The 15,094-nt window shown below is 72.5% G+C and carries 11 protein-coding genes; 3 read left to right on the plus strand and 8 right to left on the minus strand.

Features of this window, described 5'->3' with window-relative positions; translation table 11 throughout:
* Positions 1 to 19: 19 nt before the first annotated feature.
* A complete protein-coding gene (locus ACIBK1_RS08675; RefSeq protein WP_030505154.1) occupies positions 20 to 1,141 on the plus strand; it encodes an alpha/beta fold hydrolase in 1,122 nt (373 codons plus the stop codon).
* 20 nt (positions 1,142 to 1,161) lie between these two features.
* On the plus strand, positions 1,162 to 3,726 hold the full coding sequence (locus ACIBK1_RS08680) for an FAD-dependent oxidoreductase (protein ID WP_036404393.1): 2,565 nt from the start codon (positions 1,162 to 1,164) through the stop codon (positions 3,724 to 3,726).
* Here the strand turns inward: ACIBK1_RS08680 and ligD are convergent.
* Positions 3,711 to 4,910 (minus strand): non-homologous end-joining DNA ligase, encoded by a 1,200-nt coding sequence (gene ligD / locus ACIBK1_RS08685; RefSeq protein WP_030505156.1) that lies wholly within the window; start codon positions 4,908 to 4,910, stop codon positions 3,711 to 3,713. The two genes, ACIBK1_RS08680 and ligD, sit on opposite strands and share 16 nt — an antisense overlap.
* A gap of 131 nt (positions 4,911 to 5,041) precedes the next feature.
* On the opposite strand from ligD, the gene ACIBK1_RS08690 reads away from it, so the two are divergent.
* Positions 5,042 to 6,436, plus strand: coding sequence for a cytochrome (locus ACIBK1_RS08690; RefSeq protein WP_396733498.1), 1,395 nt, complete (start codon positions 5,042 to 5,044; stop codon positions 6,434 to 6,436).
* Between the two features lies 1 nt (position 6,437).
* Here the strand turns inward: ACIBK1_RS08690 and ACIBK1_RS08695 are convergent, their stop codons facing one another.
* From ACIBK1_RS08695 to ACIBK1_RS08725, 7 genes are all read right to left on the minus strand, one after another.
* Positions 6,438 to 8,762: a DUF4132 domain-containing protein gene (locus ACIBK1_RS08695; protein WP_396733501.1), complete on the minus strand. Its 2,325-nt coding sequence runs from the start codon at positions 8,760 to 8,762 to the stop codon at positions 6,438 to 6,440.
* Between the two features lie 2 nt (positions 8,763 to 8,764).
* Positions 8,765 to 9,157: a hypothetical protein gene (locus ACIBK1_RS08700; protein ID WP_030505159.1), complete on the minus strand. Its 393-nt coding sequence runs from the start codon at positions 9,155 to 9,157 to the stop codon at positions 8,765 to 8,767.
* A 177-nt stretch (positions 9,158 to 9,334) separates the two neighbouring features.
* Positions 9,335 to 11,605: a DUF4132 domain-containing protein gene (locus ACIBK1_RS08705; RefSeq protein ID WP_396733504.1), complete on the minus strand. Its 2,271-nt coding sequence runs from the start codon at positions 11,603 to 11,605 to the stop codon at positions 9,335 to 9,337.
* A gap of 217 nt (positions 11,606 to 11,822) precedes the next feature.
* Complete coding sequence (locus ACIBK1_RS08710) at positions 11,823 to 12,758, minus strand: DUF2332 domain-containing protein (RefSeq protein WP_030505161.1); 936 nt, start codon at positions 12,756 to 12,758, stop codon at positions 11,823 to 11,825.
* A 49-nt stretch (positions 12,759 to 12,807) separates the two neighbouring features.
* A complete protein-coding gene (locus ACIBK1_RS08715; RefSeq protein WP_396733507.1) occupies positions 12,808 to 13,770 on the minus strand; it encodes a sugar phosphate isomerase/epimerase family protein in 963 nt (320 codons plus the stop codon).
* Positions 13,767 to 13,889: a hypothetical protein gene (locus ACIBK1_RS08720; protein WP_357325980.1), complete on the minus strand. Its 123-nt coding sequence runs from the start codon at positions 13,887 to 13,889 to the stop codon at positions 13,767 to 13,769. Before ACIBK1_RS08720 ends, ACIBK1_RS08715 begins: the two co-directional genes overlap by 4 nt.
* Before the next feature lie 111 nt (positions 13,890 to 14,000).
* On the minus strand, positions 14,001 to 15,002 hold the full coding sequence (locus tag ACIBK1_RS08725; protein WP_396733510.1) for a phosphotransferase enzyme family protein: 1,002 nt from the start codon (positions 15,000 to 15,002) through the stop codon (positions 14,001 to 14,003).
* Positions 15,003 to 15,094 lie beyond the last annotated feature (92 nt).

Raw genomic sequence — 15,094 nt, forward strand, 5'->3', positions numbered from 1 at the left:
CCGGCAGAAAGGCGATCGGATGGAACACCGCATACCCCGGTTCACGCTTGACGGCGTGCGGGACGCCGAGGTGACGGTTCATCCGTTCGCCACCGAGGACGAGCTGGGGTTACAGCTCACCCGGTTCCGCAGCCACGACACGCCGGCGCAGGGGGCGCAGGACGACGTCGTGCTGCTCGTGCACGGACTGACCTCGTCGAGCGACATGTTCATCATGCCGGAGCACACGAACCTGGTCGGGTTCCTGCACGACCACGGGTTCGGCGACGTGTGGGCGCTGGACTTCCGGATGAGCAACAGGTTTCCGTACACCATGGAGACCCGCAGGCACACGCTGGACGACATCGCCCAGTACGACCACCCGGCAGCACTGCGCGAGATCCGCCGCCACGTGGGGGCGCGGCGGATCCACGTGGTGGCCCACTGCCTGGGGTCGGTGAGCTTCCACATGAGCCTGTTCTCCGGCGCCGTGAGCGGGATCGCCAGTGTGGTCGCCAACAGCGTCGCGCTGACGCCCCGGGTGCACCCCTGGGCCCGCCTCAAGCTCACCCTCGGCCCGGCGCTGCTGGAGTACGGCACGGGCCTGTCCTACCTGGACCCGCGGTTCAGGGACGCGCCCCCGCTGACGCGGCGGTGGCTGCTGGCCCGCGCCGTCTCCTTCTTCCATCCCGAGTGCCGGGAGGCCGCCTGCCACATGCAGAGTTTCATGTGGGGCAGCGGCAGGCCCGCGATGTACCGTCACGGCAACCTCACACCGAGCACGCACCTCCACGAGCGGCTCGCCGACCTCAACGGCGCCAGCGACCTGCACTACTACCGGCACGTGCGGAAGATGGTGGCCGCCGGGCGCGCGGTGAAGCACGACCCGGGCGACCCGAGGTTCACCGCGCTGCCGGACGACTACCTCGTCAACGCGGCCGACGTCGACACGCCCATCCTGTTCCTGACGGGCGACCACAACGACGTCTTCACCGACTCCAACATCGTCTGCCACCGCCTCCTGTCGAAGGCGGCGCCGGGGCGGCACGAGCTGCGGGTCCTGCCCGGCTACGGGCACATCGACCCCCTGATCGGCAAGAACGCGCACCGGGACGTCTTCCCGCACATCCTCGACTTCCTGAAGCGGCACAGCGGTCGCTGACCGCGTCACTGAGAGAAACTATGGAACACGTCGACGCGGTCGTGGTCGGTTCGGGTTTCGGCGGAGCGGTCGCCGCCTACCGCCTCGCCGAGGCGGGGCTGTCGGTGGTGGTGCTCGAGCGCGGCAGGGCGTACGCGCCGGGGGACTTCCCGCGCGGCCCGGCCCAGCTCGGCCGCGCCTTCTGGGACCCCGCCGAGGGCCTGTACGGGATGTTCGACATCTGGAGCTTCTCCGACTGCGACTCGGTGGTCGCCAGCGGGCTCGGCGGCGGCTCGCTCGTCTACGCCAACGTGATGCTGCGCAAGGACGAGGACTGGTTCGTCCACGAGCAGGCGCTGCCCGGCGGCGGCTACGAGTCGTGGCCGGTGACCAGGGCCGATCTCGAGCCGCACTACGACGCGGTCGAGCGCATGATCGGCGTCTCGCCCTATCCGCTGAGCCATGCCGGCTTCGACGACACGCTGAAGACGCTCGCCATGCGGGACGCGGCGGCCGAGCTGGGGCTCGACTGGCGGCTTCCGCCGCTGGCGGTCAGCTTCGCGCCGTCGCCCGGGGCGCAGCCCTGCCAGGACGTGCCGATCGCCGGTCCCGCGTACGGCAACCTGCACGGCGTGCCGCGCCGTACGTGCCGGTTGTGCGGCGAGTGCGACCTCGGCTGCAACGAGGGCGCGAAGAACAGCCTCGACCACACGTACCTGTCGGCCGCCCGGCACCACGGCGCCGACCTGCGCACGCTGCACGAGGTGCGGCGCATCAGGCCGCGCGTGGGCGGCGGCTACGACGTGCAGTACGTCGAGCACATGCCGCGTGGGGACGAGGCGGGCTCGGACGGCGACGGACCTCCCCGGTGGACCGGGCCGCACACGATCAGCTGTGACCGGCTCGTCCTGGCCGCCGGCACCTACGGCACGTCCTACCTGCTGCTGAAGAACCGGGCGGCCTTCCCCGCTCTCAGCGGGACGCTCGGCACCCGCTTCTGCGGCAACGGGGACATGCTGGCATTCCTGCTGCGGGCCACCGACCGGAGCAGGACCCGGCCCATCCGCGCGAGCCGCGGGCCGGTCATCACCAGCGCGATCCGCCTCGACGACGGCGCGGACGGGCGCGGCGCCTACATCGAGGACGGCGGCTATCCCGAGTTCGTCGACTACCTGGTCGAGGGCGCGGACATGAGGCCGGGGCGGGTCGCCCGGTTCCTGCTGCGGCGGCTGCGCAACATCCTCACGCACGACACCAACCTGTCGGCGGAGTTCGCCGACCTGATCGGGCGCGGCGAGCTGTCGGGCACCTCGCTGCCGCTGCTCGGCATGGGCCGCGACGTCCCCGACGGGAGGCTGCGCCTGCGTGACGGCCGGCTCGACGTGGACTGGACGGCCGAGAGCAGCGAGGACTACTACGAGCGGCTGCGTGCGATCATGCGCAGGATCGGCGACGTGCTCGGCGCGGAGTACGCCGACAGCCCGCCGTGGTGGCGCAAGCGGGTCATGACCGTGCATCCGCTGGGCGGCGCGCCGATGGGCCGCCATCCGGGCGAGGGGGTCTGCGACGCGTACGGCGAGGTCTTCGGCTTCCCCGGACTGTACGTGGCGGACGGTGCGGCCCTGCCGGGGCCGGTCGGCGCCAACCCGTCGCTGACGATCGCCGCGCTCGCCGACCGCATGAGCACCCGGATCCTGGAGGCTCGCGCGTCCGTCGCCGCGTCCGTGGCGAGGGCCGAGGCCGTGAGGATGTCCGCCGTTCCGCCGGTCGCGGTGGGGCCGGTCGCGGTGGGGCCGGGGCTTGTGCCGGTGGGGGCGGCGGCCGGCGCGGTGCCGGTCGCCGCGCAGGAAGCGCAGGAGGCTCAGGAGACGATGGGAGCACCGGAGACGCAGGCCGGTGGCGGGACAGCACAGGCCGTTGGCGCAGCACAGGCGGGTGGCGGGGCGCAGGCCGCCGTCTCCGGGGGCCGTCCCTTCACGGCCCGGCCCGCGGACGAGCCGAGCGTGTTCGAGGGCCGGACGTCGCTGTGGTTCGTCGAGGAGATGCAAGGACTCCTGATGCCCGGCCCGCCCCGCGGCCCGGCCCACAGGGGCGGGGCCGGAGGATGCCCGATCGCCTTCCGGCTCACGATCACCGTCGACGACATCGACCGTTTCCTCACCGAGCCCGAGCACGAGGGCAGGGCGGAGGGCTGGATCGAGGCCGACCTCTGCGGGGGCCGGCGGCCGATCGCCCGGGGCTCGTTCAACCTGTTCGTCCCCGGGGAGACGGCCGGGCAGCGGCGCATGTGCTACCGCCTGCACTTCTGGGACGCCGACGACCGCCCCCGCACCCTGGCCGGGCACAAGGAGATCCAGCCGGGCGCGCCGACCCGCCTGTGGCTGGACACCTCCACCCTGCACGCCCGCCTGCTGGAGGGGCACGTCGAGGAGGACGGGGACGAGGACGCCGCCGTGGTCGCCACGGGCACGCTGCGCATCCTGCCGTCCGACCTCGTGCGGATGCTCACGACCTTCCGTACGGCCGGGCCGGACGGCGCGGCGGCCGTGACCCGCTTCTGCCGGTTCTTCCTCGGCGAGCTGTGGGAGGTCTACGGGCCCGGGTGATCTCTCCCGTAGGGGTCGTAGTCGACCTCCAGCGGTTCCTGATCCGGCCGGTCGGGCTCGGGGACGTGCCGGAGGTTGACCCTGATCCTGGTCCAGGTGGAGCTGCGCCCCCGCATCGAGTCGACCAGGACGTCGGCCGGCTGCAACAGGCGGGCCACCTCGGGGTGACGGGCCTTCCACCGTTCGAGCCCGGCCATCGCCTCGTCCCGCGTGGCGGCCCTGGCGATCTCGACGAGCGGCATGACGGACTGACGCCGCCCCTGCCGTGGCGGGGCGGCGGGCTTGTCCGGCCGCGGTCCCTGGGCCTCGGCCAGCTCAAGCAGGGCGTCGAGGGACCCCGCCCGCTCGTCCATCCCGGCCCACGGGTCGCCCGTCTCGGCGTACCGGTCGGGCATCGACGCGAGTGTGAAGTCCTCCGGCCGGCACCCGGGCACCTCGTTCCAGGCCAGTGGGGCCGAGACCAGGCCGGTCGGCCGTACGGAGTAGGCGGAGGCGACGGTGTGGTCGCGGGCGTTCTGGTTGTAGTCCACGAAGACGCCCTGCCGCTCCTCCTTCCACCACCGGCTGGTGGCGACGTCCGGTTCCCGGCGCTCGACCTCCCTGGCCACGGCCTCGGCGGCCCGCCGCACCTCCCGGAAGGTCCAGCGCGGCTCGATGCGGGCGTAGACGTGGAATCCGCGCGAGCCCGACGTCTTGGGCCAGGCCGTCAGGCCGTGCTCCTCCAGCACGTCCCTGGCGACGAGGGCGACCCGGACGATCTCCCCCCAGCCGACGCCGGGCACGGGATCGAGGTCGATCCGCAGCTCGTCGGGGTGGTCGAGGTCGTGGGCCCGCACGGGATGGGGGTTGAGGTCGACGCAGCCGAGGTTCACCGTCCACAGCAGGTGGGCGAGGTCGCGGATCACCACCTCGTCCGCCGTGCGGCCGGAGGGGTAGCTCAGCTCGACGACCTCCACCCACTCGGGGCGCTTGGCAGGTGCGCGTTTCTGGAAGAACGCCTCCCGGTCGACGCCGTGCACGAACCGCTTGAGTATCACCGGCCGGTCGGCCACGCCGCGCACCGCCCCCTCGGCGACCACGCGGTAGTAGGAGATCAGGTCGAGCTTCGTGTGCCCGGTCCGCGGGAAGACCACGCGGTCCGGATTCGTGATCTTCACGATCCTGCCGTCGAGCTCCAGCGTCATGCCGCCACACTACGTCGCGCCTCCTCCCCCAACCGGCGGCACGCGTGGAGCCGAGGCGCTGACATTCGCGGTCGGACACTCTAAGATCGCCGCCCATACCGCATATGTGGCAGGAAAGGCGGGCGCAGCCCTTGATCTCCGAACGATGGACCGCGTCGGCCGTGGAAGGGCTCATCTCGTTGCCGCTGGAGTCCCTGCTCACCGGGGACTACGAAGCCGATCCCGCGCTCGTCCACGAGCGTCTGCGCGCCAGGTATGGCCCGGTGGCCCCCATCGACGTCATGGGCGTGCCGGTCTGGTTCGCGATGGGCTACGACGAGGTGCTGCACATCATGCAGAACGCGCGCGAGGTGTGGAGCAAGCGCGTGGACCACTGGCGGGCGTACGCGGAAGGGCGCGTTCCCGCCGACTGGCCGCTGCTCGCCCTCCTCAAGGCCGACAACTCGGGTTTCCACGACGGGGAGAGGCACCGGGGTCTTCGCGGCGCCTGGGTCGCGGGGCTCCGGCCGTTCCAGGAGCCCGGGAGCGAGCAGGCGCAGCGGCTCGAACGCGCCATGGTGAGATACTGCGACGACCTCGTGGGCGTGATCGCGGAAGGCGGGCCCGCCGGGTCGGCCGATCTCGCCGCCCAGTACGCGCGGCCGTTCCCGTTGCTCGTCGCCAACCACCTGCTCGGCGTCACGATCGAGCGGGGCGAGGAACTGCTGGAGGACCAGTGGCGCCTGCTGGACGGCGCCGACTCCGCCGGGGCGTACCAGCGGTTGCACGCCGCCCTCCTCGAACTGGCGACGGTCAAACGGCAGCGGCGCGGCGACGACCTGCCGTCGTACATGATCGAGGCGAAGCCGGACCTCACCGACGAGGAACTCGCCCGCGAGCTGATGATGCTGTCCGGTTTCCTCGACTTCACCGGCAGCCTGATCTGCAACGTCATCCTGGAGGCGATCACCAATCCCCGGCTGAGGGAGAGCCTGTCGGTCGGCGCGATCGAGGAGGTGGTCAACCGCGTCGCCCTGGCCAACCCGGCGCTGGCCAACCTGACCTTCCGTTACGCCAGGACGGAGGTGAAGCTCGGCCGCTTCACGATCGCGGCCGGCGACCCGGTGATGCTGTCCATCGCGGGCGCGCACGCCGACCCGCGGTTCGCCGGCGCGCTCGCCCGCGACACCATCCGCAGCACCCGCGCCCACCTCGCGTGGGGCGCGGGCCCGCACAGGTGCCCGAGCCAGCGGCTGGCCACCCAGATGTCCACGATCGCGGTGCGCCGCCTGCTCGACCGGTTCTCGACACTGAAGCCGACGCTGCCGTCCGGCCGGCTTCCCTGGCGCCCCTCCCCCTTCGTCCGCGCGCTGCGCGCCCTGCCCGTGCACTACGAGCTCAGCCGGAGCTTCTCCGGCACGCCCCGGCCCGAATCCGGCGGTGAGCCGTCGCCACCGGCTTTGAAGGACGCCACGCAGGACGGCGGCGACGGTCGCCCGAGGTCCGGTCTCCTGGCGTTCCTCCGCAGGCTGCGCCGCACGCAGTGAGTCACGGGCGGATCTGACGGACGATCGTGGGGTCGGTGATCTGGTTGTCGGCGGCGAGCAGGAACGCCTTGGACACGATGACCGACAGCATGCCGCCGTCCTCCTCGAAGGGCAGGAAGACCCGGTCGCCGGACCCCCGGGGGACGATGCACAGGTAGGCGTCGTTGGGCTCCATCAGGATGTTGCCCGACCCCAGATGAATTTTGTACGTCCGCAGCTCACCCCGCACCACCAGGAAACGATCGGTCAGCGCACACCGCTCGGCGATCGCCAGCCGCAGCAGCAACCGGGCGAGAGCGTCACGACGCACCCGGGCGTTCTCGGACAGGTCCCCGAAGCCGTAGGACTGCCAGTAGTCGCCCTGACCCTCCGGATCCAGGCCTGTCGACGTGACGCCGACCGCGAGGTCCGCGTCGCGCAGCGCCTCGGAGAAGGTGAGCGCGGGCACCTCCGGCAGCGGAAGGCGCGCGCCGGTCGGCGAGGTGAACCAGAGTTCGCCGCTGACGCAGACGGACGCCGTGTGGCCCGCGCCGTCGCGCTCGAACGACTCCTCGTCCAGGTGGAAGTCCCAGCGCACGACCAGCCCGCCGGGCAGCTCCCTGACCGCCTCCGCCTCGTCCGAGCCGTACTCCCAGCCCCAGTGGCCCAGCGACAGCCCGGTCCAGCCGCGCTCGGTCAGCAGCGCCTTGGCCTGGCCGTACCGCAGCAGGTGCCCGGCGAAGCGGCGGGACCGGTCACCGGCCTCCTCCTCCGCGGGGGTGAGCAGGTACACCTCGCGGAAGGCCTGTTTGAACGGCTGTCGCACGTCGATCTCCAGCAGGCGGTCTCGCCAGGCCCGCACTTCGTCCAGCGTGTGTGTGATCGGATGCCACAGCACGACCTCGTCGTCGGGGCGTGGCCGGACGCGCCGCCCTGCCGGGCCGGCGAGCTCCCAGGCCCCGGCGTCCCACACCGGCAGCCCGGCCGGGCCCTGCGAAATCTCCCAGATCAGGGTGCGCCCGAAGGAGCCGGTGACAGGGTGGTCGAGGTAGTGGTCGCACACCTCGCTCCAGCGCCAGGTCCGCCCTGCGGCCAGCGCGCGCTCGACCCGGAAGCGCTCGGCGGGCACCGCCTTCTTCAACTCTTTCGCGGAGGCCCGGAACTCGGCCAGGAGCTCCCGGTCGACCGTTTTGGGGATGGTCTTGCGGCCGTTGTAGGTGATGGCTCCGGTGAGGGACAGCCGCAGCCCCTGCTCGGAGCGCGTGCCGTCGTGGTCGAGACCGAAGGTGGGGACCGTGCGTTCCAGAAGCTGCTCGGAGGAGAGACCGTTCTGCGCGGCCACCGCCTCCAGCGTTCGGCCCACCAGGGCCAGGATGGCTCTCTTCCGCACCTTGGCCTGGACGCGGGCCAGCTGGGCGACCACCTCGATCCCGCCGCGCCGGGCCAGCACGCCGATGGCGGCGTTGGCCAGCATCTCGCTGCGCGCGTTCGCTCCCGAGCCGCCCATCCCGGTGCCGGTGGTCACGGCTACGTCGCCCAGCAGCCCGGTCACCCAGGGCTCGTCGACGAGTTCGCAGGCCCAGACCATGCCGCGCAACGCGACGGCGGTGCGCTCGCGCAGGAAGACCGTCTCCGCCCACTCCTCGTCCCGGTAGGTATGACAGATCCGGTATTCGCGATGGGCGACGAGCCGCCGCAGGACGTCGGCGATCAGCTCGCCTGCCCGCGCGTCGAGAAGCCGTGCCGTACGCGCGAGCCATCTGGCGCTGGGCTTGGACGCGGTGGCGGTGGCGCAGTGCCGCAGCAGCGGCAGCGTCTCGGGAGTCCCCAGCCGGGACGCGAACTCGGCGGCCAGCGTCGTCGTGAAGGCGTCGTCGTCCCACAACACGTTACGGACGGCGGCGACGGGGTCGTCGGTCTCCGGCTCGGCGAACAGCTCGGTCAGCCGGTCGCGCAGGAGCGGCCACACCTGTTCGCGGTACTGCCGGAAGCCGTCGGGCACCCAGTGCAGCGCGACCCTCCGATCGGGATAGGACAGCCGCGCCGTGGCCGCCAGCGGCAGGAGGCTGAGGGCCTCGGCGCGCTCCGCCGACCGGCACGTCTCGTCGTAGACCGTTCGCCACATGCCGCTCACGGTGTCCCTGGACCAGGCGGGCGGGTGGTCGATCATCTGCCGCAGGAGTGCGAGACGGCGCGGGTCGTCCGGGTTGGCGCAGAACCGGGTGTGGACCCACAACCCGAAGGTGTCGCCCCGCTCGCCGGACATCGGCTCGTTCCGGGCGAAGGCCGCGTCCAGCCGCTCGAACTCGTCCTTGTCCGCCTGGCTCAGGTAGCCCCACGCGTCCAACGTCAGCCTCCGACCAGCGGGACGAGCTTGACGAACGACACCACGGGATCGGCGGTCAGGTCGATCTCCGTGTCCAGATCCTCGATCTGCCGGTCGCCGACCAGCAGCAGGAAGCCGTTGCGGGCGAAGGCGGCCTCGGCGGCGTCGGCCTGCTTCTCCCAGTCGAGCGTGCGAGCGGCGCGCATGCGGTAGCCGTTCAGCTCCGCCTCGGCGTCCGTCGGCGTGACCAGACCGCGGAAGTACGGCGCGGGAGAGGCGTTGTGACGGGCCACCTCCTCGCGGACGCGCAGACGCACCAGCTCACGGGCCGTGGTCCGGTCGGGCAGGTCCGGAAGGGAGAACTCGGCCAGTGCGCGGCCTGTCGCGGTCTCATCGCGGAACATCACTGACGCCATCGAACGACTCGTTTCCGTGAAGATCAGAAGATGGCGCAATTAATAGCAGCAGCGGGCGACAAATAACCCGGACGGCGCCGCCCCTCGCGCCCCGACCGCCGCGACTCGGCCCGCACCGCGACTCGTCCGGCACCGCGGGCCGTCCTGGCCACCCGTGGCCGAGTGACGGGGACGGGCTCAGGGACGAATCTGGTGGATGATCGTCGGGTCGGTGATCTCGGTGTCGGCGGCGAGCAGGAACGCCTTGGACACGATCACCGACAGCATGCCGCCGTCCTCCTCGAAGGGCAGGAAGACCCGGTCGCCGGACCCCCGGGGGACGATGCACAGATACGCGTCGTTGGGCTCCATCAGGATGTTGCCCGACCCCAGATGAATCTTGTACGTCCGCAGCTCACCCCGCACCACCAGGAAACGATCGGTCAGCGCACACCGCTCGGCGATCGCCAGCCGCGGCAGCAGCCGGGCGAGAGCGTCGCGGCGCACCTCGGCCGAGGGAGCGAGGGGCCCCGACGAGCCCGTCCGCCAGTAGTCCCGGAGCCGGCCCGCCCCGCGATCGATCCACTCCGCATCGGCCGCGATCGACGTGACCGCGACGAACAGGTCCACGTCCCGCATCGCCTCGCTGAACACCAGCGGCGGCACCTCGGCCAGCGGCGCCTCGTGCCAGCCTCCCTCGGCCATCCGGTGGAAGCGCACCTGGTCGGTGGCGGCGTAGCCGTCCTCGTGCCAGAGGTATTCGTGGAAGAACGTCGCCCGCCAGCGTCCACCGGCCAGCACTCGCCTGGCCTCCCCCTCGCCGCCCCCGTCCCAGGGCCCCAGATAGCCGGCCTGCCACCCGCGCTGCTTGAACAGCGCGTACAACCTGCGGTAGTCGACCACGTGCCCGGCGAACCGGTTGGAATACGTCGCGGTCGACTCCTCGGCGGGCGTCAGCAGGTACACCTCGCGGAAGGCCTGCTTGAACGGCTGGCGCAGCTCCTTGTCCTGCACGGCCTCACGCCAGGCCCGCACCTCGTCCGGCGTGGCGCGGGCCGGATGCCACAGCCGCACCGGAACGTCCGGCACGTTCATTCCGAGCTCGCTGCGCCACACCCCGGGCGACACCTCGAAGTCCCAGATCAGCCGGTCCGCGATCGGGTGCCCCTCCAGCTGGCGGTAGGGCGGCGTGACCTCGTGGGCGTAGCCGGCCTCCAGCGCTCTGATCAGGGTCGTCTGGCGCCGGCGGGCCTGCTTGGCCAGCTCGCGTAACCGCTTGACCTCATCGGGGTGCTCCCGTCTGACCGCGGCCGGGACCGTCTTGAGCCTCCTGTCCCCATGCCACCACGACAGCTCGGCCTCGCCCTCGATCGAGATGACCGCGGTGTGCTCGCCCAGCGTCTGCCGTACACGCCCGTCAGGCAGGCGGAAGGCGACCTCCACCCGGTCGGCCAACGCGGATTCGACGCGCTTCAGCATGCGGTCCAGCTGCTTGGACACCCCCGCGTGCCGCGTCACGTCCCTGGCCGCGCGGAGGGCGGAGACGGCCTCCGGAGTCGGATGGTCCTCGACCGCGCGGGCGATCTCGAACAACACGCCCTGGGAGGGCAGCGTCCTGGCCTGGGTGGGCGCCACCGCGAGCCCGCGTACCAGCCGCTCCAGCAGGTCGGGCAGCCACGGCTCGTCGCGGAAGAGCGCGAGCCGTGCGGCGCGCCCGATGGTCTCCTTCTCCCCCTCGGCGAAGGCCTTGTCCGCCTTGTACGGCAGTTCCCCGGCGTGGATCGCGACGACGCGGGCGTCGGCCGCCTCCAACGTGTCCCGGACGAAGTCGGCGTAGCCGGGAAGAGCGGCCAGGCGCTCCCGGACGTCGGGCAGGGGCGGCGAGGCGTTGTAGGAGCGCTCGCACACCGACTCGGCGAACAGCGCCCGCCGTGGCACGTCCCATCCGAGCAGCAGTTCCAGCTCGGCCACGGCCAGCGGCCCGCGCCCGGCGGTGAGCCGCCCGGCCACCTCCGCGTCCAGCCCCGCGAGCCCGGCGACCGCCAGCAGCGGGAAGGGCTCGCCGAAGCGCTCTCGCCGGACCAGGAACCTCACCAGAGTGCGGGCCCGGCCGGCCAGCCGGTCGTACGGCGCACCCGCCGGGCAGCGGACCAGCGCGCCCACGCCGACGCACAGGTCCGCCCACTTCCGGGTCGCCAGGCCTTCGACCAGGGCGTCGAACAGGTCCAGACACGCCGCGGGCGTGAAGAGCGGCTGGCGCTCCCTGGCCTGGTCCTCGACCGCGAACCTGGCCGCCATGGCATCGCCTCGCTGCTTGCCGACCCGGTACGCCGAGGGGAGCAGTGCGCCCAGCTCGTACGCGCTGAGCGGGGAGGCGTCGGGCCACTGTGCGGCGTCCGTGACCACGCCCGTCAGCAGGTCGTGCAGGTGCCGCGCCTGCGGAGACAGCTGTATGTCAGAAACGTTCATGAACGGACCCGCCGGAAGTCGCCAGGAAAGATCGAATGACGGCGCCATCTATAGCAGGCACAGACGACAAATCCGGCGGCGCGCGGCCGCACGCCGTCGTCCGCGTCGGCCGGTTCCCCACGGTGTGGTCACGGAGGCCGGTGGCGACGGGCGCCCGAGGCCCGGTCTCCTGGCCTTCCTCCCGCAGGCCGCGCCCCTGGCAGTGACGCGGGCGAGGTCACGCGAACCAGGTCATCGCCTGCCCGTGCGGCAGGGTCCAGGCGAGCGGTCTCCCGTCCAGCGCGAGGACGCTGTGGAGTGCCGCGCCCGGCGGCTCCGGCAGACCGGCGTACGGCAGCACATCCGGGGTCTCGTTCGCGATCCAGTGCCCCGGCAGCCCCCGGACCACCGCGGCGAACGCCTCGCGGCGCGGCGCAGGCACCTGGTAGAGCACCGAGGTGTGGAATACCACCAGTGTGGCCCCCGCAGGGGCCTTCGCGGCCAGCCCCGGCAGGTCGTCCGCCAGGTCGCCGCGGACGAGCAGCGGCGGCTCGGCCGCCGCGACGGCCGCCGCCGCCCTCAGCCGGGCCCTCCGCTCCTCGTGCTCCGGCCAGACGAGGGCGTCGAGCCACGCGAGGTCGGCGGGATCGGTCACGTCGAGCGGGTTCAGATCCAGACCGGCCCGCCACACCACGTCGGGTAGCCGGGCCGGCGGCGCCACCCCGGTCGCTTCGCACTTCAGGACCGGCTCGCCCGAGCCGACCAGACGGTCGCCGTAGCGGTAGGCGTACCGGTCGGGGTAGAGGCACAGACCGGCCGAGGCCCCGACCTCAAGCAGCGCGAGCGGCTGCGGCAGCGCGGCGAGCACCGGCAGCAGCACCGCGCACCGCCCGGCCTCGTTCGTCTGTGTGGCCCGGGTGCGCATCTCCGCTTCGACCGCCGGCCAGTTCCCCATGGTGTAGTCGCGGAACGCCGCGGGGTCCTCGACCGGGCCGCCGAGGAGACGTACGACGGCGAACAGCAGGTTCGGCTGCCGCTTGGCCGGCGGGAGCGCGCGGAGCAGCGCGAGCATCTCGGGGTCGCGGGCGACCGCGAGCGCCAGGCGCTCGTATGACGGGGACACGCCGTGCGCCTCCCGCGCGGCGAACTCGGCGTAGATCTCGGCGGTCGTCATACCGCCATCGTCGTCGAGTCCCGCCGCCGGCGCGCGCGGCGGAGCGGGATCAGGCGAGACCCGCGGCGCGGAGGGCCTCGCCGAAGACGCCGCGGTTGGCCCGCTGATCGGCGACCGCCCGCCCGAGTGCCTCGGTGTCCGAGGCGCGGAAAACCGGAACGTCCTGCTCGATCACGATCCAGCCCTCGTAACCCGATCGCCGCAGCTCGGCCAGGACGGGGGGCAGGTCCAGATCGCCCTGCCCGAGCGGCGGGAAGCCGCCCGCCGCGACCAGGTCCCACAGATCGCCGCCGCTCGCGCGGATCCGCGCGAGGACGTCCCGGGAGGCGTCCTTGACGTGCACCTGCCGGATACGCGAGGACCAGTCGCGGATCGCCGCCACGGGGTTGCCCCCGGCCAGCCACAGATGCCCGGTGTCCAGGCACAGCGAGACGTCCGTCGAGCCGAGCAGCCGCTCGATCTCCTCCGGCGTCTCCACATCGGTGCCCAGGTGGTGATGGAAGACGGGTTCCAGGCCGCGGTCGCGGCAGCGGGCCGCCGCCTCGGCGATCCGCCCGGCGTACGCGGGCCAGTCCCGGTCGGGCAGGGAGATCCTCGGGTCGGCCGGCATGCCGGGACGGGCGAACCGCTCGGGCCGGTCCGGGCAGGCGAGCGTCGGCCGCGGCGCGAACCGCGGATCGTCCGCCCCGGCCCTGGCGTCGTGGACGGCGGTGAGCACGTCGAGGGCGGCGTCGAGGGCGGCCAGGTCCTCGCGGAAGCCGTCCGGGTCGTCGTAGCGCAGGTCCACCCAGCCGCCGGCGAGCCCGAGACCGTGCGCCGCGAGCCGCTCGGGAAGGGTACGCGCCGTGCCCAGGTAGCCGATCGGCCCGGAGTCGGTGCCGTCGTACCCGGCCTCGCGCATCGTCGCGAGCACCTGCTGCGGCCCCAGCGGCGCGCCGTCCTGCCGGTAGACGCCGAAGTTGACGGGCGCGCTCGCCACCCGCACCGCCCAGGGGGCCGGGTGTGCCCTCACCCCGTCACCGCCGGGAAGCGCGCGAGCCGGACCGGCCGGAGCTCGCCGCTCGTGATGAGCCGAAGGACCTCCCGCCGCACCGCCTCGACCGCGCTCTCGCCATCCGGGTCGCGGGACACCTGCTCACCCTTTCCACTTCTCAGGGACGAACCATGACAGAGCATGGTCCGCCCGATTGAACCACAACCCGCTCGTCGCATCCTGCCATCAGGCGTGGTCACATGGACTTCTCAGAGTGATCCGCCGAGGTAGCGTTCGGCCAGCTCACAGCTGCCCTGGGTGTAGCCGGCGCCGAGTTCCCTCGCGACGCCGGCGGCCGAATGGGAGCCGATCCACGCGACGAGGAGGAGGCGGCGGAACATTATGAACGTCCAGATCTCGGCCTCGTCCTCCTTCGGGAGGTCGAGCACGGACCGGTAGCCGCGCACCCACGATTCGGCCATGTGCGGCACCTCCGGCCGGTGCTCGATGAAGCTGACGGCGGCGCCGAGGTCGTAGAGATACCAGCCGAGGCCGCAGTCGTCGAAGTCGATGACGCTGGTTCCGGCCCGGCCGTCCACCAGGAGATTGGCCAGGCGCAGGTCGGCGTGGATGAGCCCGTACCGGTCGGGGCCCTTGCCGAACCGTTCCAGCCTGCGGCGCAGCTCGTCCTCCAGCCGGGCGAGCACGGCGTGCGCCTCCCGGTCCACACCGACGCCGTCCTGCCACCTGCCCCACCGCGCCCGCGGGCCGAAGGCGGCGTCCAGGTCCCAGTGGAATCGGGTGAAGGACGCCGGCCTCGTCCAGGCGCGGGCGTGGCGGTGCATGCGGGCGGTCAGCGCGCCCAGCCGTTCGAACTCTTCCACCAGCCGGTCCTCGGCCGGCTCCGCGCCGGGGAGGAACTCGAACATCACGCAGTGACGCGGTTCCGAACCCGGCTCCCGCACGGTGACGACGCGCGACCCGTCGCGGGCGGGCAGCACGCGCGGCGTGACGACCCCGGCCTCGTCACGCAGCGCGTCGAGCCACGCCAGCTCGCTGGCGATGGCCTCCAGCGAGTGGTAGCCGAGCCGGTGGACCCGCAGGATCGCCCGGCGCCCGTCGTCGCCGACGGTGAAGGTCGCGTTCTCCGAGACGTTGAGCAGCGTCACGGAGGCCCCAGGGGACACGTCGTAGCGCCGAAGGGCGCGACGCGCGACCCCCTCGACGCGGGAGAGGACGTCACCGCCGGCGGACAGGTCGTGGACCTGCATGCGTTCTCCTATCGGCTCCTGTGGAAGTGTCCGTCAGATCTTCCCCCGCGGTGTTTCCCGCACGGCCCATCGGGGTGCTCACGTCCGCCGGT

This window comes from Microbispora rosea, assembly GCF_044460045.1.
In the GTDB taxonomy this organism is placed as follows: Bacteria; Actinomycetota; Actinomycetes; order Streptosporangiales; family Streptosporangiaceae; genus Microbispora; species Microbispora rosea.

What these genes read in the sequence shown, in the direction of transcription:
- ligD (WP_030505156.1), bottom strand. Translation starts at nt 4,910, where the DNA reads ATGACGCTGGAGCTCGACGGCAGGATCGTGAAGATCACGAATCCGGAC.
- ACIBK1_RS08675 (WP_030505154.1), top strand. Translation starts at nt 20, where the DNA reads ATGGAACACCGCATACCCCGGTTCACGCTTGACGGCGTGCGGGACGCC.
- ACIBK1_RS08700 (WP_030505159.1), bottom strand. Translation starts at nt 9,157, where the DNA reads ATGGCGTCAGTGATGTTCCGCGATGAGACCGCGACAGGCCGCGCACTG.
- ACIBK1_RS08680 (WP_036404393.1), top strand. Translation starts at nt 1,162, where the DNA reads ATGGAACACGTCGACGCGGTCGTGGTCGGTTCGGGTTTCGGCGGAGCG.
- ACIBK1_RS08710 (WP_030505161.1), bottom strand. Translation starts at nt 12,758, where the DNA reads ATGACGACCGCCGAGATCTACGCCGAGTTCGCCGCGCGGGAGGCGCAC.
- ACIBK1_RS08705 (WP_396733504.1), bottom strand. Translation starts at nt 11,605, where the DNA reads ATGAACGTTTCTGACATACAGCTGTCTCCGCAGGCGCGGCACCTGCAC.
- ACIBK1_RS08725 (WP_396733510.1), bottom strand. Translation starts at nt 15,002, where the DNA reads ATGCAGGTCCACGACCTGTCCGCCGGCGGTGACGTCCTCTCCCGCGTC.